The sequence below is a fragment of the Thermus arciformis genome, from assembly GCF_900102145.1.
Classification (GTDB): Bacteria; Deinococcota; Deinococci; order Deinococcales; family Thermaceae; genus Thermus; species Thermus arciformis.
On record NZ_FNBC01000002.1, the window covers coordinates 114,327 to 132,052 of the forward strand.

Annotated in this window: 20 protein-coding genes, 3 tRNA genes and 1 pseudogene; 9 read left to right on the forward strand and 15 right to left on the reverse strand. The window is 69.5% G+C overall.

Annotated features, from left to right (window positions below):
- Positions 1-3: 3 nt before the first annotated feature.
- The 5 genes from BLP62_RS01600 to BLP62_RS01620 form a co-directional block, all read right to left on the reverse strand.
- The gene (locus BLP62_RS01600) at positions 4-1,221 is read right to left on the reverse strand and encodes a DUF4127 family protein (RefSeq protein ID WP_093005201.1); all 1,218 of its coding nucleotides are present in this window, start codon (positions 1,219-1,221) and stop codon (positions 4-6) included.
- Between the two features lie 33 nt (positions 1,222-1,254).
- Positions 1,255-2,244, reverse strand: coding sequence for a thioredoxin-disulfide reductase (gene trxB / locus BLP62_RS01605; protein ID WP_093005203.1), 990 nt, complete (start codon positions 2,242-2,244; stop codon positions 1,255-1,257).
- Between the two features lie 115 nt (positions 2,245-2,359).
- A tRNA-Glu gene (locus tag BLP62_RS01610) sits at positions 2,360-2,435 on the reverse strand.
- A 20-nt stretch (positions 2,436-2,455) separates the two neighbouring features.
- A tRNA-Glu gene (locus tag BLP62_RS01615) sits at positions 2,456-2,530 on the reverse strand.
- Positions 2,531-2,536: 6 nt separating this feature from the next.
- Positions 2,537-2,610 (reverse strand) — tRNA-Gln (locus tag BLP62_RS01620).
- Positions 2,611-2,681: 71 nt separating this feature from the next.
- On the opposite strand from BLP62_RS01620, the gene BLP62_RS01625 reads away from it, so the two are divergent.
- Together BLP62_RS01625 and BLP62_RS01630 are read left to right on the forward strand one after the other, a co-directional pair.
- Complete coding sequence (locus tag BLP62_RS01625; RefSeq protein ID WP_093005205.1) at positions 2,682-3,269, forward strand: hypothetical protein; 588 nt, start codon at positions 2,682-2,684, stop codon at positions 3,267-3,269.
- A complete protein-coding gene (locus tag BLP62_RS01630; protein WP_093005207.1) occupies positions 3,266-4,939 on the forward strand; it encodes a hypothetical protein in 1,674 nt (557 codons plus the stop codon). Before BLP62_RS01625 ends, BLP62_RS01630 begins: the two co-directional genes overlap by 4 nt.
- Before the next feature lie 58 nt (positions 4,940-4,997).
- Here BLP62_RS01630 and fmt read toward each other — a convergent pair whose 3' ends face one another.
- From fmt to zapE, 7 genes are read right to left on the reverse strand one after another with little or no spacing between them, the layout of a single operon-like run.
- Positions 4,998-5,912: a methionyl-tRNA formyltransferase gene (fmt, locus tag BLP62_RS01635; protein WP_093005209.1), complete on the reverse strand. Its 915-nt coding sequence runs from the start codon at positions 5,910-5,912 to the stop codon at positions 4,998-5,000.
- Positions 5,909-6,484 carry a peptide deformylase gene (def, locus tag BLP62_RS01640; RefSeq protein WP_218121474.1) on the reverse strand — a complete coding sequence of 192 codons (576 nt, stop codon included), beginning with the start codon at positions 6,482-6,484 and terminating at the stop codon, positions 5,909-5,911. The genes fmt and def overlap by 4 nt, the downstream gene beginning before the upstream one ends.
- A 5-nt stretch (positions 6,485-6,489) precedes the next feature.
- A complete protein-coding gene (locus BLP62_RS01645; protein WP_093005213.1) occupies positions 6,490-7,305 on the reverse strand; it encodes a CdaR family protein in 816 nt (271 codons plus the stop codon).
- A complete protein-coding gene (gene cdaA / locus BLP62_RS01650) occupies positions 7,298-8,011 on the reverse strand; it encodes a diadenylate cyclase CdaA (protein WP_093005215.1) in 714 nt (237 codons plus the stop codon). The genes BLP62_RS01645 and cdaA overlap by 8 nt, the downstream gene beginning before the upstream one ends.
- A 3-nt stretch (positions 8,012-8,014) precedes the next feature.
- Entirely contained in the window at positions 8,015-9,157 is a 1,143-nt protein-coding gene (locus BLP62_RS01655) for a phosphopentomutase (protein ID WP_093005217.1), read from the reverse strand.
- Entirely contained in the window at positions 9,154-9,411 is a 258-nt protein-coding gene (locus BLP62_RS01660; RefSeq protein WP_093005219.1) for a hypothetical protein, read from the reverse strand. The genes BLP62_RS01655 and BLP62_RS01660 overlap by 4 nt, the downstream gene beginning before the upstream one ends.
- A 9-nt stretch (positions 9,412-9,420) precedes the next feature.
- Positions 9,421-10,392 (reverse strand): AFG1/ZapE family ATPase, encoded by a 972-nt coding sequence (gene zapE / locus BLP62_RS01665; RefSeq protein WP_093005221.1) that lies wholly within the window; start codon positions 10,390-10,392, stop codon positions 9,421-9,423.
- Between the two features lie 50 nt (positions 10,393-10,442).
- Here zapE and BLP62_RS01670 point away from each other — a divergent pair, with 50 nt between their 5' ends.
- Positions 10,443-10,700 carry a glutaredoxin family protein gene (locus BLP62_RS01670; RefSeq protein WP_093005223.1) on the forward strand — a complete coding sequence of 86 codons (258 nt, stop codon included), beginning with the start codon at positions 10,443-10,445 and terminating at the stop codon, positions 10,698-10,700.
- Here the strand turns inward: BLP62_RS01670 and BLP62_RS01675 are convergent.
- Positions 10,676-11,188, reverse strand: coding sequence for a DinB family protein (locus tag BLP62_RS01675; RefSeq protein ID WP_093005225.1), 513 nt, complete (start codon positions 11,186-11,188; stop codon positions 10,676-10,678). The two genes, BLP62_RS01670 and BLP62_RS01675, sit on opposite strands and share 25 nt — an antisense overlap.
- 53 nt (positions 11,189-11,241) lie before the next feature.
- Here BLP62_RS01675 and BLP62_RS01680 point away from each other — a divergent pair, with 53 nt between their 5' ends.
- From BLP62_RS01680 to BLP62_RS01705, 6 genes are all read left to right on the forward strand, one after another.
- Positions 11,242-11,508, forward strand: coding sequence for a type II toxin-antitoxin system Phd/YefM family antitoxin (locus tag BLP62_RS01680; protein ID WP_093005227.1), 267 nt, complete (start codon positions 11,242-11,244; stop codon positions 11,506-11,508).
- Positions 11,495-11,689 carry a PIN domain-containing protein gene (locus tag BLP62_RS01685; protein WP_176758115.1) on the forward strand — a complete coding sequence of 65 codons (195 nt, stop codon included), beginning with the start codon at positions 11,495-11,497 and terminating at the stop codon, positions 11,687-11,689. Before BLP62_RS01680 ends, BLP62_RS01685 begins: the two co-directional genes overlap by 14 nt.
- Positions 11,690-11,696: 7 nt before the next feature.
- A complete protein-coding gene (locus BLP62_RS01690; RefSeq protein ID WP_093005229.1) occupies positions 11,697-12,482 on the forward strand; it encodes an enoyl-ACP reductase FabI in 786 nt (261 codons plus the stop codon).
- A gap of 36 nt (positions 12,483-12,518) precedes the next feature.
- Positions 12,519-13,739 carry a flavodoxin-dependent (E)-4-hydroxy-3-methylbut-2-enyl-diphosphate synthase gene (gene ispG / locus BLP62_RS01695; protein WP_093005231.1) on the forward strand — a complete coding sequence of 407 codons (1,221 nt, stop codon included), beginning with the start codon at positions 12,519-12,521 and terminating at the stop codon, positions 13,737-13,739.
- Positions 13,739-14,896: a tRNA guanosine(34) transglycosylase Tgt gene (tgt, locus tag BLP62_RS01700; RefSeq protein ID WP_093005233.1), complete on the forward strand. Its 1,158-nt coding sequence runs from the start codon at positions 13,739-13,741 to the stop codon at positions 14,894-14,896. The genes ispG and tgt overlap by 1 nt, the downstream gene beginning before the upstream one ends.
- A gap of 61 nt (positions 14,897-14,957) precedes the next feature.
- A complete protein-coding gene (locus BLP62_RS01705; RefSeq protein WP_093005235.1) occupies positions 14,958-16,193 on the forward strand; it encodes a uracil-xanthine permease family protein in 1,236 nt (411 codons plus the stop codon).
- A 73-nt stretch (positions 16,194-16,266) separates the two neighbouring features.
- Here the strand turns inward: BLP62_RS01705 and BLP62_RS01710 are convergent, their stop codons facing one another.
- Positions 16,267-17,364, reverse strand: a complete 1,098-nt coding sequence (locus BLP62_RS01710) for an AI-2E family transporter (RefSeq protein ID WP_093005237.1) — start codon at positions 17,362-17,364, stop codon at positions 16,267-16,269.
- 22 nt (positions 17,365-17,386) lie between these two features.
- A pseudogene (locus BLP62_RS01715) lies at positions 17,387-17,726 on the reverse strand (IS982 family transposase); the annotation flags it as partial.

Consider the following 17,726-nt stretch of genomic DNA (forward strand, 5'->3'; position numbering starts at 1 on the left):
CCTTCACTCTACCAGATGGGGCGAGAGGTCCAAAGGAGACAGGCGGAGAACGCCCTCGGCCTCAAAGGCGCGGCGCCAGGGGAAGCGGACCCCAAGGAGGTCCAGCCGCCGGGCCTCCAGGAGCACGTGGGGCCAAAGGGCGGCCACCCTTTGGGCCTCCTCGGGCAGGGGTTCGGGGAAGCGGGCCCTCACCCAGGGCCTTCCCACCTCCCCCCACCAGTAGTGGAAGTAGGCCTCGGCGAGCCGCAGAAGCCGCCCCTCCCGGTCCCCCAGGAAAAGCCCCCCCTGGGCCAGGGCGCTTCCCAGGTTGTTGGCCGGGGTGCCCCAGGCGGCGTAGGCCGCAAGCCGCCCGTAAAGCCCCAAGGCCTGAAGGTAGCCCATGAGGGCCTGGTCCCCCCGGTTCACCCGGGAGAGGTCCGCCAAGGCCACGGGGTGCCGGGCCATGAGGCCCATGAGCCGGAGGGCGGCCCGCCGGGGATCCCCGCCCCCGTGGAGGTAAAGCACCAGGTCGGGCCCTTCTTCCAGGGCCACCCCCCGCGCCCCCGCGCTTCCCAAGACCCCGGCCACGGTCTCCTTTAGAGGCACCCCCTCGTAGGGGGTGATCCGGTCCGGGGAAAGCCCCTCCCCGTACACCACCGCCACCCGGAGCCCGGGCCTAAGGGCGCGGAGGAGGAGGACCTGCCCCGCCTCGTCCGCCCCGGGGCGGGTGGGGTAAGGGAGCCCCCGGGCCTCCTTAGGGGCAGGTGAGCCCCTTAGGGCATCGTCCCAGACGGCTTCCAGGTACACCCCGGGAAGCCCCGCCCAAAGGGCAAGGGCCTGGAGGGCCTTCAGGTTACGCTCCCTCTGGGTGGCGTCCCAGCGGGGCAGCACCCCGAAGAGGTAGAGCCTCCCCCCGTACCGGACCTTCCAAGAAAGAAGGGGCCCAAGCCGGGCCAGGGCGTCCTCCGGGGGAAGGGGAAGGTGGCGGCTCGGAAGGAGCCCCCCGTAGGCCAGGGCGTCCAGACTGGCCACGAGGCCCTCCCCCGGGGTGGAAAGGAGCCAGGCGCGAAAGGAGGCCAGGTCCGCCCCCTCCGGGCCCCGGTAGGCCTCCCGGGGCGGGCAGAGGACGAGCCCCCAGGCGCAAGGGGCGAGGTTCGGGGGCCGGTCGTCCAGGGGGAGGTAGAGGAGGGGCCGGGCGAAGGCCGTGGCCAGCCAAAGGGCCAGGAGGAAAAAGCCCCTCATGCCACCCTAAGCGGGCGAAGGGAACCGGAGGCATCAAGTGCCTTGAGGGGCTTCCTCCTTGGCCTCCCTCTCCGCCAGGTACTTCTCGGCCATCATGGCCGCCCGGGTCCCCGCCCCCACGCTGGTGGTGAGCTGGCGGTAGATGGGGTCGGCCACGTCCCCCGCGGCGAAGATGCCGGGGACGGAGGTGAAGACCTCGTCCCGCACGGCGATGTAGCCGTCGGGCCTGAGCTCCACCACCCCTTGGAGGAAGGCGGTGTTGGGCTCGTGCCCGATGAAGACGAAGACCCCGTCCGTGGGGTAGACGTACTCCTCCCCCGTCTTCAGGTTCTTGAGGCGCACCCCCGTCACCTGCTCCTCCCCCAGGATCTCCGTGACCACGTGGGAGAAGAGGAAGTGCATCTTGGGGTTCTGGAAGGCGCGGTTCTGGGCCACCTTGTTGGCCCTAAGCTCGTCCCGGCGGTGGACCAGGGTCACCCTGCGGGCGAACTTGGTGAGGTAGAGCCCCTCCTCCACGGCGGCGTCCCCCCCGCCCACCACCACCACCTCCTTGTCCCGGTAGAAGAAGGCGTCGCAGGTGGCGCAGGTGGAGACCCCCCGCCCGTAGAACTTCTCCTCCCCGGGCACCCCGAGCTTCCTGGGGTTGGCCCCCGTGGCGATGATGACCACCCGGGCGGGGTAGCTCCGCTCAAACCCCCGCACCAGGAAGCCTTCCTTCGTCTTTTCAATCCCCTGGACCTCGTCCATGACGATGCGGGCACCGAACTTCTCCGCCTGCTGCACCATGCGGCCCGCAAGCTCGGGCCCGGAGATGCCCTCGGGGAAACCGGGGTAGTTCTCCACCTCCTCCGTCTGGGCGATCTGCCCCCCGGGGAGCCCCTTTTCCACGATCACCGTCTTGAGCCCGCCCCGGCCCGCGTAGATCCCCGCGGTGAGCCCGGCAGGGCCCCCGCCGATGATGACCACGTCGTAAAGCTCCTCCTGAGCGCCGCTTCCCGCAAGCCCCGTGAGGGTGAACTCCATGGACACCTCCTCCCTTACCCTACACCCCCATATACCAGGTGGGGGTATACAGCGCCTCCCAGTTTGCGGAAAGGGTGGGGTTCTGTCAAGAAAAGAAAGGCCCTCCGAGGCGCTTTGGTGACCCCAGGGGGATTCGAACCCCCGTCTCGGCCTTGAGAGGGCCGTGTCCTAGGCCTCTAGACGATGGGGCCGCGCGCGTCTCGGAGGGCTTTGGTGACCCCAGGGGGATTCGAACCCCCGCCGCCGCCTTGAAAGGGCGGTGACCTAACCGCTAGTCGATGGGGCCAAAGTTTGGCTGGGGTGCGTGGACTCGAACCACGACCGGCGGATCCAGAGTCCGCTGTCCTGCCGTTAGACGACACCCCAGCGCAGGCGCCCGAACCTTCGGGCAGAGGTTATGGTACACTCTGAGGGGCGGATTGGCAAGCCCCTGGGCTATGGAGGAAAGCCTTTTAGAACTCTTAAGCCGGTACGTTTCTCCCCGGGCCGCGGAAAGCCTCGTGCGCAAGGCCTTGGCCCAGGGGACGCCCACCCACCCCGGGGAGTGGGCCAGGCTCGCCGAGGAAGTGGTCTGGCCGGAGCTCAAGCGGCTTTTGCCTTTCCAGGAGATGCCCCCAGAGCTCAAGGCCTGGGTGCGGGAGCGCAAGGCCCTGGCCTCCCAGGAGCTCGAGGCCGAGGAAGAAGAAGCCCTTCTCCCGGAGGCCGTGGACCTGGAGGACCCGGCCTCCCGGGTCCACCTGGCCCAGCGCCTGGCCCGGCTGGAGGGGGTGGTGGGGGTGGTGGTGGCGGGCCTAAAGGGCAGGGAAACCCTCTTCGCCGGGGAGCCCGTGGAGCTGGACCCCATCCACCTCTTTTTGCGAAGGCAAGGGTACCGGACCTTTTACGCGGCGGTGGGGGACGCCCTGGTGGCCCTCCGCCCCCTGGGAGGGGGGTTCGTGGGGGTGCTGGCGCGCAAGGAGACCAACGTGGGCCGTCTTTTGCACAGCCTCAGGCGGCTTGTGGACAGCGCGGAGGTGGAGGGATGAGAGGAAGGCTCTTCTGGCTGGCGTTTCTGGGATTGGCCCTGGCCGCACCCCTTCCGCAGCTCTACGACCGGCTGGAAGGGGTGCTCGCCCGCGTGGGCACGGCCAACCCCAGCCAGGCCTTGGCGGCCTTGGACCAGGCGCAAAGCCTCCTGCGCCAGGAGGGGGAAAGCCTGCCCCCGGTGTTGCGGGACGCCGCCCTCGGCAACCTCCAGGAGGCCCGGCAGGCCTTGGCGCGGAAGAGCCAGGCGGACCTCGAGGCCCGCCTCCTCCTGGTGCGCCACCTCCTGGCCAAGGCCCTCTACGACGGCTACTTCCAGGCCCCTCCCGCGGAGAAGCCCGGCTACCTGAGCCGCCTGGCCCGGGCCGCGGGGCTTGGCCAAGGGGCACTGGAGGTGGCAGGTCTTCCCCCCGAGGAGGCGAGGAGGCGCCTGGAGGGGCGCTTCCTGCAGCTCATGGCCCAGGACCTGGGGCAGGCCCTCGCCGCCTCCTCCCGCCCCCAGGCCTACCTGGCCCTGGCCCGGGCCTACGCCCGGTTCCTGGTGGTTCAGGATAGCCCCCAAAGCACCCTAAGGGCCCAGGACTTCGTCCAGGCCCTGGCCAAGGTTTCGGGGGGGGAGAACTTCCGGCCAGGGGTTCAGGAGCTGCAGAAGAAGGTGGCTGCTTGGCGCCAGAGCCTGCAAGCCCGAACGGCGGCCCCTCTAAGCCCCGCCCCCACTCCTCCCACCCAAGCCTCTACACCCCCTGCCTCCACACCGTCCCCCGCTCCGCTCCCTTCCCCAAGCCAAGTCCGCCTGGCGGAAACCTTCCTGCCTCAGGAGATCCGTGAGGAAACCAACCTGCTGCGGCTGGACCCCGAGGTGGCCCTTCGCGTGGGCGAGGCCCTGCAACGGCTGGCCATCCCCAGCCTGATCAACTGGCTGGACCTTCTGGATGAGGTGCGTAGCAGCCTGGCTCAGGCCCAGCTCTACACCGCAAGCGGCCAGTACGAACGCTCCCGGGCCCAGCTGGCCTACGCTTACAACCGCTTCCGCCTCAAGGTCTATCCCGTGGTGGGAGCCTACGCCCCGGAACTGGCCGAGCGTGCCGACCGGCTTTTCCTTCAGATGCAAAACGCCGTGGGGCTCCGGACCGCCGACTTCACCGTACTCCTAGGGGAAATCCAGGAGATGGAAGAGCGCCTCCTTGGAGGCACCCTAGGCCCCTGGCATTCCCTTCAAGTTCAGGTGGAGCTCTTTTCCCTCGGAATCCCCCGGGCGGTCTTCTTCCTTTTGGCGGCGGCCCTCGCCCTCTTTCCCCTCTACCTCATTCGCCTTACCTTCGGGGGGCGCAACCTCTACTGGAACCTCCTGAGCCTGGCCTTTCTTTTCCTTGTGCTCCCTATCCTTACGGAGGGGTTCTCCTACATGGGCTCCATCCTGGCAGAATACGGAGGGCTACCCGTTTTGGGCGTCCTAGCCAACCTCTCCATCGCCCAGGCCCTGGTGCCTTATCTGGCCTGGGGGCTTTCCGCCTTCCTGGTGGTGGCCCTGGCGGGAGCGGGCCTTAGGGGCATCGCCGCCCAGTTCGGCCTCCTGAAGGAGCGGGGCGCCGAGGTGGCGGCCACCACCGAGGCCAGGCCCGCCCCCACCCTCACCAGCGAGACCATCGTGGAGTGGGACGAGGAGTTTTAAGTACCCCGCCGAGGCTTCCGCCTCGGCGGGGGCCCCAAAAAGACACGCTCAGGGGGGTTCAGTCCAGCTTGGTTCCCGGGCGCACCCCGTACCCCCGGGCCCAGTCGGCGGCGGGCATGGGGCGCTTACCCTCGGGTTGCACCTCTAAGAGGCGGATGAGCCCCTCCCCCGTGCCCACCACGACCCCCTCCCGGTCCACCGCCTGCACCATCCCGGGAAGCCCCTCCCCGGGCTCGGGGCGCATCCTGAGGACCTTCACCCTCCTATCCCCGTGAAGGAAGTGGCTTCCGGGCCAGGGCTGGACGCCCCGGTGGCGGTTGAAGATGGCCTGGGCGCTCTCCCCAAAGCGCACCCTTCCCTCCTCCTTGGTGAGGAGGGGGGCGTAGGAGGCCTCCCCCTCCTGAGGGGTGGGGGTGAGGTGGGGGAGGTCTTCCAGGACCTCGAGGAGAAGCTCCACCCCCTTGTCGCGAAGCCTCTCGGAGAGGGCCACGGCGTCTTCCTCGGGGGCGATCTTCGTGCGCCACTGGGCGTAGATGGGCCCGGTGTCCAGGCCCTCCTCCGTCTTCATGATGGAGACCCCGGTCTCCTCCTCCCCGCGGATGAGGGCCCACTGCACGGGGGCGGGCCCCCGGTACTTGGGGAGGAGGGAAGGGTGGAGGTTGAGGAAGCCGTGGGGGGGGACCTCCAGAACCTCCCTGGGCAGGACCTTGCCGTAGGCGGCGGTGACGGCCACCTCCGGGGCGGCCTCCTTGAAGGCCTCCAGAAACTCCCGGTTCCCCTTGAGCCTACTGGGCTTGAGCACGGGAAGGCCGTGGGTCTCGGCGTAACGGGCCACGGGGCTTGGGGCGGGCTTTAGGCCCCTTCCCTGGGGCTTGTCGGGCTGGGTCACCACCAGCACCACCTGGTGGTGGCGGGCGAGGGCCTCCAGAACGGGCACCGCCCAAAGGGGCGTGCCGAAGAAGGCCACCCTCATCCCTGGGCGAGCTCCTTGAGGAGGGCCCGGGCCTCCTTCTGGAAGCGGGCGAGGTCAGAGCGGTGCTCTTCCAGGAAGGCCTCCCGCTTGGGCTTCGGCAGGCGCTCAAAGAAGAGGATCCCGTCCAGGTGGTCCATCTCGTGCTGGAAGACCCGGGCCAGGTAGCCTTCCAGCTCCAGGGTGCGGGGAGTCCCCTCCTCGTCCTGGTAGGCCACCCGGATCCGCTCCGCCCGGGGCACCTCCTCGGAGTAGAGGCCGGGCAGGGAAAGGCACCCCTCCGTGCCCTCCACGAGGCCCTCCCGGTGGGTGATCACGGGGTTCGCCACCACGTAGACCCGGCGCACTAGGTCCCGGAGGGGCCTTTCCTCCCCCTCGGGCTCGTCGGCGTACTCCACCGCCACGAAGAGCCTTTGGGAAAGGCCGATCTGGGGGGCGGCGAGGCCCACCCCCCGGGCCTCAAACATGGTCTCCAGCATGTCCTCGGCGAGCCGCTTCAGCCCGGAAAAGTCCTCCACCGGGCGGGCCCTTTTGCGGAGCACCGGGTCGCCGTAAAGGCGGATGGGGTAGATCATCCGGTCTATTTTAGCGCAAACCGCGCCCTTCCCAAAACCTGGCCGATGGGGCGCACCCCCTGGGGGAGGTCCAGAACCCAGGGGCCCGCCACCTCCCCGGGGCGGAAGCCCCCTTGGGGCCTGGCCTCCACCGCCTCCAGGCCCTCCAGGGCCTCCCTCGGGCCCACCACCTCCAGGGTCTTGGGGGTGTACTCCAGCACCTCGAGGCCGGGAGGGGGCTTCACCACCAAGGCCACCTCCTTCCGGAAAAGGACGGCCTCCCGGGCCACCACCCGCACCCTCGAGGGGGAAAGGGCCACCCCGGGAAGGGGGCCTTGCGGCCCGAAGGCGGTGAGGGCCACCTCCCCGGCCCCCAGGTCCAGCCCTAAGGCGGCCACCGCCACCTCCACCTGGCTCCTGGGGCCCCTGGCCTCCACCCGGTCGGGCTCGGTGCGCACCCAGGCCCCCTGGGCGTGGACCTCCACGGGCAGGGTGCGGGTGAGGAGGGCCTCCACCCTCCCCTCCACCCGGGCCGGGCGCACCTCCAGCACCGTCACCCCCTGGGGCACGGAGACCTGCACCTCCCGGGAGAAGGGCCCCTCCACCCCGGAAAGGTCCAGGTAGGCGGAGGCCAAGAGGTTCCGCCCCTCCACCAAGGGCGCGGGCCCCCGGACCCGGAGGAAGACCTCCTTGGGCACCCCCTCCGCCACCCCCTCACCCAGGCCCACCACCTGCAGGGGGACGCTCAGGGCCCGCTCCACCACGGGGGCCCTTTCCCGCAGGGAGTACCACACGGCCAAGGCCGCAAGCAGGGAGAGGAGCCAGGCCGGCCAGTCACGCATGGACCACCCCCTTGAGCCGCTCCCGCAGGGCCTCGAGGGAAAGGGGCGGGGAGAGCCTCCCCCCCTCCGCCAGCCGGATGGCCCCCGTCTCCTCGCTCACCACGATCACCAGGGCATCGGAGACCTCGGAAAGCCCCAGCGCCGCCCGGTGCCGGGTGCCCAGGCCCATCTGGGCCTCGGAGAGGGGGAAGACACACCCCGCGGCGAAGAGCCTGTCCCCCCGGAGGATGGCCCCCCCGTCGTGCAGGGGGGTGCCGGGGTAGAAGAGGGTCACCAGGAGGCGGGCGGAAAGCCGGGCATCCAGCACCTCCCCCGTGGCGGCGTACTCCCCCAAGGGGGTGCGCCTCTCCAGGGCCAAAAGGGCCCCGTAGCGCCGCTCGGCGAGGCGGGCGAGGCCCAGAAGGAGCTCCTCCAGGACCAAGGAGGGGGCCTTCGGCCCCTGGGCGCGGCCCAGGCGCTCCAAAAGCCCCCTGAGCTCGGGCTGGAAGACCACGATGAGGGCGAAGGCCCCCAAGGTGGCGGCGTTCCCGAGGAGCCAGGAAAGGGTGGAGAGGCCCAGGAGGCTCGAGGCGAGCCAGACCAGGAGGTAGACCACCACCCCCCGCACCAGGTTCAAGGCCCGGGTGCCGGCGATGAGGCGGTAGAGGTAGTAGAAGAGCACCGCCACCAGGAGGATGTCCAGAAGGTCGCGCCAGGTGAAGGGCATGGCCTAGAGGAGGCTGGTCCCGGGGCCCTCCCAAGGGAGGCCGAAGAGCCTCGCCCAGGTGGCCCCGAGGTCGGCGAAGGTCTCGCGGGTGCCCAGATCCCCTTCCACCCCAGGCCCCACCCAAAGGAGCATCCCGTACTCCCGGGTGTGGTCGGTGCCGAAGAAAGTGGGGTCGTTGCCGTGGTCGGAGACCAGGAAGAGGTGGTCCTCAGGGGCGAGGGCCCTGAGAAGCCTCGGCAAGAAGGCGTCCACCGCCAAAAGGGCCCGCCCGTACCCTTCGGGGTCGCGGCGGTGGCCGTACTTGCTGTCAAAGTCCACGAGGTTGACGAAGACGAGGCCCCGGAAGCCCTCCCCCAAAAGGGCCAGGGTTTTCTCCAGACCGTCTTGGTTGTCCTTCGTCTTCACGGTGCGGGTGAAGCCCCGCCCCGCGTAGATGTCGGGGATCTTCCCCACCCCCACCACCTCGAGGCCCCCCTCTTTTAGGACGTCCAAGACGTTCCTCGGGGGCTCCAGGGCGAAGTCCTTCCGGAGGTGCTCAAGCCGGTAAAACCCCCCGGGCTCCCCGGCGAAAGGCCGGGCGATGACCCGGGCCACCTGGTGCTCCCCAAGGAGCATCTCCCGGGCCACCTGGCACCACCGGTAAAGCTCCTCCAGGGGCACCACGTCCACGTGGGCCGCCACCTGGAAGACGCTGTCGGCGGAGGTGTAGACGATGGGGTAGCCCGTCTTGAGGTGGGCCTCCCCGTAGTCCCGGATGGCCTCGGTGCCGGAGTAGGGCTTGTTCAGAAGCCACCCCTTGACCCCGATCCTCTCCGCCCAGGCCCTGAGGAGCTCCTCGGGGAAGCCCTCGGGGTAGGTGCGGAAGGGCTTTTCCAGGTGGATGCCCACGAACTCCCAGTGCCCGGTGGTGGTGTCCTTCCCGGGGTTCACCTCCTTCATCCGGCCGAAGGCCCCCCGGGGCTCCACCCGGGGCAGGGTGTGGACCCCCTGGACCCACCCGAGGCCCAAGGCCGCGAAGCCCGGCAGGGCCACCCCGGTCTTCAAGACGGTGTGGTCCAGGGTGTCCGCCCCCTCGTCGCCGAAAAGGGGGGCGTCCGGCAGGTAGCCCAGGCCCACGGAGTCCAAGACGATGGCCACCACCTTCAAGACCGAAGGCCCTCCTCGTCCTCTTCCTCCTCCTCGGCCAGGGCCATGAGCTCCTCCGGGGACATCTCGGAGAGGGCCCGCACCGCCTGGAACTCCTCCACGAGCCCCTGGATCTCCTCCATGGCCTCCTTGAGGGTGAGCTCCCCGTCCTTGTACTCGTCCAGAACCTCTTCTATGGCCTCCAGGATCCCCACGGCGGCGCTCGCCTGGGAGAGGGCCTGGGCCAGTTCGGAAAGCCTTTCCGCTAGGTCCATGCCCCCATGCTACCCCAAAAGCTCGGCGAGGCGGGAAAGGGCCCGGCCGTACTTCTTGGCGAAGGCCCCGTGGCGGTAGCCCTCGAGGAAGAGGCGCTCCAGGGGCTCCCCCGAGGCCACCAGGCCGAGGCCGAGGTTGTAGAGCTGGTCCACGAAGTGGACGAAGCGCAGGGCGTCGTTCTGGTCGGGGATGGCCTCGAGGCCCCTTATATAGACCACATCCAGGTCCTGGAAGAGGTAGCGGTAGCGGATGGGGTGGAGGGTGCGGAGGTGGGCGAGGAGCTCGGGGAAGGCGTCCAGGCTCTTCCGCCTGGGGTCCTTTTGGTAGGCTTCCAGGAGGGCCCCGTCCGCGAGGGGCCTGGGGAAGCGGTCCGGGTCCCGGTGGCGGAAGTCCTCCCCCTCAATCCGCTCCACGGCGAAGCGGCGGGCGAGGCCTTGGATCTGGTGGCGGAACTGCTCGGCGTTGAACCGCCCCTCCCCCAAAGCCCCGGGCGGGGTGTTGGAGGTGGTGGCCACCCTCAGACCCCGGTCCATGGTGAGGGCGAGGAAGTGGGTGGCCATCTGGGCGTTCCCGGGGTCGTCCAACTCAAACTCGTCCAGGAAGAGGTAGCGGAGCCCGGAAAACCGCCTCGCCCCCTCCCTAAGGCCCAAAAGCCCCAGGGTGTAGGTGAGCTCCTCAAAGGTGAGGAAGACCTTTGGGGAAGGGGCCTCGAGGTAGGCCGCCACCAGGAGGTGGGTCTTCCCCACCCCGAAGCCCCCGTCCAGGTAAATCCCCTGGGGCCCGGGCATCCGGGGACGTAAAAGCCCTCGGGGGCGGTCGTGGACCCATCTTCGCAGGCGCTCCTTGACCAGGGCCTGGGAGGGGTAGCGGGGGTCGGGGCGGTAGGTCTGGAAGGTGGCCCCAAGGAAGCGGGGCGGGGGAGCGAAGCTCGCCAACAGGTGCTCCAGGTCCACCTCGGGGTGGCGGTCGGCCAGGCGCATATCCGGGATTGTACGGGCTTCGCGCCCGGGTTTTGCTACCCTAGAGGGGTATGGTGCGGCTCTACGGCATCCCCGGCTGCGGTCCCTGCGAGATCGTGAAGATGTTCCTGGCCCAGAAGGGCATCCCCTTCCAGTTCGTGAACGCCCGGGAGGACCCGGAAGCCGCCCGAAAGATCGCCGAGCTCGTGGGAAGCCCCACCGCCGGGGTGGTCCTGGAGTGGAACGGAAAGGTGGAGGCCATCCGGGGGGTATCCCCGGCGCGCCTCCACGCCTGGCTCGCCCGCTACCTGGAGGACCAGGCCTCCTGAAGGGCCCTCAGGTGGTGGGCCTCGTGGTAGGCGGCGGCCCTAAGCCAGCCCAAGGGGTTCAGCTCCCCGAAGAAGGGGTGGGGAAAGGTGGCGGGGTTTTGGGGGTCGGACTTTCCCGCCTCTTCCAGGAGGAAGGCCCGGGTCCTGTCCAGAAGGGCCAGGACCTCCTCCAGGGAAAGGCCCCCCTTGGGCCGCACCCCCTCGGGGGCCTGGGGCTTGCCGTCCTTGAACTCCCCGGGCTTCACGGGAACGGGGGGCAGGTTCTCCCCGGCCGCAAGGCGCCTCAAGCGCCTCAGGACCCGGGCGGTGGAGTCCTCCACCAAGGCCACGTGCTCCGCCACCATGAGGGGGGTCCAGGCCCCTTCCCGCAAGGGGGCGGAAAGCCAAGCGGGGTCCGCCCCCCGAAGCAGGGCGAGGAGGGCCTCGCGGCTTTCCCCAAGCCGCCAAAGGGCCTCGTCCCAAGTGCCGTAGTCCTCTAACCGGACCATGCCTCAGTGTAGCCCAGCCTAACAGGCCCTTTTCTCCTGGCTATAATGGACACATGCGGACCGTCTCGGTGAGCGAGGCCAAAAACCGCCTCTCCGAGCTTCTCCGTCAGGTGCAGGCGGGGGAGGAGGTCCTCATCCTGGACCGGGGGGTGCCCGTGGCCCGCCTCAGCCCGGCCCTGGGCCCTTCAGGGCTTCTTCGGCTTGAGCGCCAGGGCCTCCTCCGGCGGGGAAAGGGAAGGCCCAACCTGGAAAGCCTTCCCCTTCCTACCCCCAAGGAGAGCGTCCTCCGTGCCCTCCTGGAGGAGCGTGAAGAGGGATGAGGCCCTCCGCCTCCTCCAGGCCCATCCCTTGAGAACCCTGAACGCTCTTCAGCTGGCCTCCCTCTTGGTGGCGGCCGAGGGGGACCCAGAAGCCTTGCCCCTGGTGACCCTGGACGAACGGCTTGCCCTGGCGGCCTCCTTGGAAGGCGTTTTCGTGTTGGGCCCCTCGCCTTCGGTATAATCCCCCCATGCTCACCGTGGACCTTTCGGGCAAAAAGGCCCTGGTCATGGGGGTCACCAACCAGCGGAGCCTAGGCTTCGCCATCGCCGAGAAGCTCAAGCAGGCGGGGGCGGAGGTGGCCCTAAGCTACCAGGCGGAAAGGCTCCGCCCGGAGGCGGAAAAGCTCGCCGAGGCCCTGGGAGGGGCCCTCCTCTTCCAGGCGGACGTAACCCAAGACGCGGAGCTTGACGCCCTCTTCGCCGGGGTGAGGGAGGCCTTTGGGGGGCTAGACTACCTGGTCCACGCCATCGCCTTCGCCCCCCGGGAGGCCATGGAGGGGAGGTACCTGGACACGCGGCGCCAGGACTGGCTTTTGGCCCTCGAGGTCTCCGCCTACTCCCTGGTGGCCGCCGCCCAAAGGGCGGAGCCCCTCCTTAGGGAAGGCGGCGGGATCGTCACCCTCACCTACTACGCCAGCGAGAAGGTGGTGCCCAAGTACAACGTCATGGCCGTCGCCAAGGCGGCCCTCGAGGCCAGCGTCCGCTACCTGGCCTATGAACTCGGGCCCAAGGGGGTTAGGGTGAACGCCATCTCCGCGGGGCCCGTGCGCACCGTGGCCGCGCGGAGCATCCCCGGCTTCACCAAGATGTACGACCGGGTGGCCCAGACCGCCCCCCTCAGGCGCAACGTGACCCAGGAGGAGGTGGGCAACCTCGGCCTCTTTCTCCTCTCCCCCCTGGCGAGCGGCATCACCGGGGAGGTGGTCTACGTGGACGCGGGCTACCACATCATGGGGATGGAGCTGGAAGGGTAGCCCGCCCCCCCTTTTACCCACCGGGCCTCGGCTAGCATGGAGGGGATGAGGCGACCTACCCCCACGGTCTATGTGGGCCGGGTCCCCATAGGGGGCGCCCACCCCATCGCCGTGCAGTCCATGACCAACACCCCCACCCGGGACGTGGAGGCCACCACCGCCCAGGTCCTGGAGCTCTACCGGGCGGGAAGCGAGATCGTCCGCCTCACGGTGAACGACGAGGAGGCGGCCAAGGCCGTGCCCGAGATCAAGCGGAGGCTTCTCGCCGAGGGGGCGGAGGTGCCCCTGGTGGGGGACTTCCACTTCAACGGCCACCTCCTCCTGCGCAAGTACCCCAAGATGGCCGAGGCCCTGGACAAGTTCCGCATCAACCCGGGCACCCTGGGCCGGGGGCGGCACAAGGACGAGCACTTCGCCGAGATGGTCCGCATCGCCACGGACCTGGGAAAGCCCGTGAGGATCGGGGCCAACTGGGGAAGCCTAGACCCCGCCCTCCTCACCGAGCTCATGGACCGAAACGCCAAGCGCCCCGAGCCCAAAAGCGCCCACGAGGTGGTCCTCGAGGCCCTGGTGGAAAGCGCCGTGCGCGCTTATGAGGCCGCCTTGGAGATGGGCCTTGGCCCGGACAAGCTCGTCCTCTCCGCCAAGGTCTCCAAGGCGCGCGACCTGGTGTGGGTCTACCGGGAGCTCGCCCGCCGCACCCAAGCCCCCCTCCACCTGGGCCTCACCGAGGCGGGGATGGGGGTGAAAGGGATCGTGGCCTCGGCCGCCGCCTTGGCCCCCCTCCTCCTGGAGGGCATCGGGGACACCATCCGGGTCTCCCTCACCCCAGGCCCCAAGGAGCCCCGCACCAAGGAGGTGGAGGTGGCCCAGGAGATCCTCCAGGCCCTGGGGCTTCGCGCCTTCGCCCCCGAGGTGACGAGCTGCCCCGGGTGTGGCCGCACCACCAGCACCTTCTTCCAGGAGCTCGCCGAGGAGGTCTCCCGCCGCCTCAAGGAGAGGCTTCCCGAGTGGAGGGCCCGCTACCCCGGGGTGGAGGAGCTCAAGGTGGCGGTGATGGGCTGCGTGGTGAACGGCCCCGGGGAGAGCAAGCACGCCCACATCGGCATCTCCCTCCCGGGGGCGGGGGAGGAGCCCAAGGCCCCGGTCTACGCCGACGGCAAGCTCCTCACCATCCTCAAGGGGGAGGGCATCGCCGAGGAGTTCCTTAGGCTCGTGGAGGACTACGTCAAGGCCCGCTTCGCCCCCAAGGCCTGATGGACCCCTTCCGCTTCCAGGTGGAGGCCCGGGCGGGCAGGGCCCGCGCAGGGAGGCTTTCCACCCCCCACGGGGCGGTGGAGACCCCCCTCTTCATGCCCGTGGGCACGGCGGGCTCGGTGAAGGGCCTCATGCCCAAGGACCTGAAGGCCATCGGAAGCCAGGTCCTCCTCGCCAACACCTACCACCTCCTCCTCCGCCCGGGCCCGGAAAGGGTGAGGGCCCTCGGGGGGCTTCACGGCTTCGCCGGGTGGGAAGGCCCCTGGCTCACGGACTCCGGGGGCTTCCAGGTGATGAGCCTCGGGCACATGCGCCGCATTGACGAGGAGGGGGTGATTTTCCAAAGCCACCTGGACGGGCGCCTCATCAAGCTCACCCCGGAAAGGAGCATCGCGGTGCAGGAGGCCTTGGGGGCCGACCTCATCATGGCCTTTGACGAGTGCCCCCCCTACCCTTCCCCCCGGGAGTACCTTCAGGCCTCCCTGGAGCGCACCCTCCGCTGGCTGGAGCGGAGCCTCAAGGCCAAGACCCGGCCCGACCAGGCCCTCTTCGGCATCGCCCAGGGGGGGACGGAGCCAGATTTAAGGCGCCGCTCCACCCTGGAGACGATCCGGTTTGACCTCCCGGGCTACGCCATCGGGGGCCTGGCCGTGGGGGAGCCCAAGGAGGCCATGTTCGCCATGGTGGAGCTCTCCACCCGCCTCCTCCCCGAGGACCGCCCCCGCTACCTCATGGGGGTCGGCCACCCCGAGGACCTGGTGGCGGCCATGGGGCTTGGGGTGGACCTCTTTGACTGCGTCTACCCCACCCGCACGGGCCGCTTCGGGAGCGCCCTGGTGCCGGAGGGGCGGCTCAACCTGAAAAACGCCCGCTTCCTCGAGGACAAGCGCCCCCTGGAGGAGGGGTGCGACTGCTACACCTGTAAGACCTTTAGCCGCGCCTACCTGGCCCACCTGGTGCGGGCCGGGGAGATGCTCGGGGGGATCCTCCTCTCCCTCCACAACCTGCGCCACCTCCACCGCCTCACCGAGGCCGCCCGGGAGGCCATCCGCGAGGGGCGCTACGGGGACTTCGCCCGGGAGTTCGCAAGGAGGCGCTTCGGCCAGGAGGTGCCCGCCTGGTTCCGCGAGGCCCTGGCCGCCGGGGGGCACTGGTAGCCCCGGCAAGAGGCTCCTGGGGGTTTACCGGGCCTGGAGGACCGAATACAATCTCCCCAGTATGACGCCAAGGCACCTTATCCTGGGCCTCCAGCACACGGTGGCCATGTTCGGGGCCACGGTCCTGGTCCCCCTCCTCACCGGCCTCAACCCGGCCGTGGCCCTCTTCACCGCCGGGGCAGGCACCCTGGTCTTCCACCTGGTCACGGGGGGGATGGTCCCCGTCTTCCTGGGCTCCAGCTTCGCCTTCATCGCCCCCATCCTGGCGGCCAAGGAGGCGGGCTTCTCCCTAGCCGCCATCGGGGGCGGGATCGCGGCCGCGGGGCTCGTCTACGCCCTCTTCGCCCTCCTCGTCCTCCTCATCGGCTCCGAAAGGGTGCGTCGGGTCTTCCCCCCGGTGGTCACGGGCCCCGTGATCGTGGTCATCGGCCTCACCCTGGCCCCGGTGGCGGTGCAGATGGCGGCCAAGGACTGGCTCCTCGCCGTCTTCACCTTCCTGGGGGCCGTGGCGAGCGCCGTCTTCTTCCGGGGGCTTTTCCAGATGATCCCGGTGCTCGTGGGGGTGGGGGCGGGCTACCTCCTCGCCCTCCTCCTCGGCCGGGTGGACCTCTCCCCCGTGCGGGAGGCCCCCTGGTTCGGCCTGCCCGCCTTCACCCCGGCCACCTTAGAGTGGGGGGCGGTGCTCCTCATCGCCCCCGTGGCCTTCGTCACGGTGATGGAGCACATCGGGGACATCCTCACCAACGGCCGGGTGGTGGGGAAGGATTTCTTCGTCAAGCCCGGCCTCCACCGCACCCTCCTCGGAGACGGGCTCGCCACGAGCCTCGCCGGGCTCTTAGGCGGCCCCGCCAACACCACCTACTCGGAGAACACCGGGGTCCTGGCAGTGACCAAGGTCTATGACCCCCTGGTCCTCCGCATCGCCGCGGTCTTCGCCATACTGCTTTCCTTCTCCCCCAAGCTCGCCGCCCTCCTCCAGACCCTGCCCCAGGGGGTCTTGGGCGGCATCTCCATGCTCCTTTTCGGCATGATCGCCTCCATCGGCATCCGCACCCTGGCGGAGGCGGAGATTGACTTCACCCATAGCCGCAACCTCATCGTGGTCTCGGCCATCCTGGTCCTGGGCCTGGGCGGAGCCGTGGCCCAGCTGGGCACGGTCCAGGTGGCCGGGGCGGCGGTGCCCCTCAAGGTGAGCGGCATGGCCCTGGCCGCCCTGGTGGGCGTGGTGCTGAACCTGGTCCTGCCCCAAAAGCTGGAGCTGGCGGAGCTCACCGCGGGGGAGGAGCGGCTTCCCTGAGCCACCCCGTGCGGGCCCAAGCCCGCACGGGGGCCCCGGCCAAAGGGCCTCGCTTCTGGCCCGGCCGAGCGGATCAGCCCTCGCGGTAGAGGCGGCTTCCCTTGTAGTAGTCCTCCACGAGCACCTTGAGGAAGGCGGCGGCGGGCACGCCCAAAAGGGCCCCCCAGAGGCCAAAAAGGGTGGCCCCCAGGAGGATGGCGGCGATGGCCGTCACCGGGTGGAGCCTGGTGGCCCGGCCCACGATGAGGGGCCCGAAGAGGTTCCCCTCGAGCTGGTTGGCGAGCCAGAGGACCAAAAGGGCGAGAAGGGCTTTAAGCCAGCCCCCGGTGGCGGCGAGGAGGAGGGCGGGCACCCCGGAGACGATGACCCCCACGAAGGGGATGAGGTTAAAGACCCCGGCCAAAAACCCCAGGCTCGCCGCCAGGGGCACCCCCACGAGCCAAAGCCCCGTCCCCACCAAAAGGCCCACCAAAAAGGCCACCAAGAGCTGGCCCCGGATGAAGCCGCCCACGCTCCGGTCCAGCTTGGCGGCAAGCTCGGCCACCAGGGGCTGGTAGGGCTCGGGGAAGGCGGAAAGGGCCGCCCGCCCCAGGCGGGGGAGGTCGTAGAGGAAGTAGACGGAAAGGGTGAGGGCGGTGAGGAGCTGGAGGACGCCCCCAAGCAAGGAGGTGAAGAAGCCGAGGAGGTTTCCCCCTTGGGAAAGGAGCCCCTGGAGCCAGCGCACCAGGGCCTCGAGGAAGCCCCGGAGAAGGCCCTCCAGGTTCCGGCTGGCCTCGGCCAGGACGGGCTGGAGGCCTTCGGGGATGGGCACGGCCCGCACCCGCTCGGGCAGGGAGAGGAGCCAGGAGACGAGGGGTTCCAGCAAGCGGGGTAGCTCCCGGGTGAGCTGGGAAAGCTCCAGGACCGTCTGGGCGGTGAGGAAGGAGGCGAGGCCTAGGAAGAGGACCAGGCCCAGGTAGACCAGGACCACCCCCAAGGCCCGGGGAAGCCGCCTGGCCTCCAGGAGGCGCACCACGGGGTGGGCCAGGTAGGCGAAGGCGAAGGCGGTGAGCAGGATGGACAAGGCGGGCCAGGCCCGGACCAGGAGGCGATAGGCCAGGTAGAAGAGGACGAGGAAGACGAGGACCCGCACGTAGGGGTTCTCCCACACCCGGGCGAAGGCCTCGCGCATGGGGCTATTCTAACCCAAGTTGCTACCCAGCCATCTTCTGGGTCAGGAGACTGATGTTATGGGCCAGGACGAAGGTGAGAACTTTGATGACGAAACCCTCCTGGGTCACGGCGTGGATGCGCCTGGGGAAGAGGTGATGGAGCATGCTCCCCACCGTCTCCACCACCCTCCGCCCCACGATGGCCAGGTACTGCATCCAAGGGAGATACCGCCGGCTGTTCCTCCTGCGGATGACCATGGGAACAACCTCCTGGGCCTCCCGGAGGAGGTCCTCGTACAGATGGCTCTCGTACCCCCGGTCCAGGTAGAGCTCCGCCCCCTCGGGAAGGTCCAGGGGAAGGAGGAGAAGCGAAGCGAGGTCG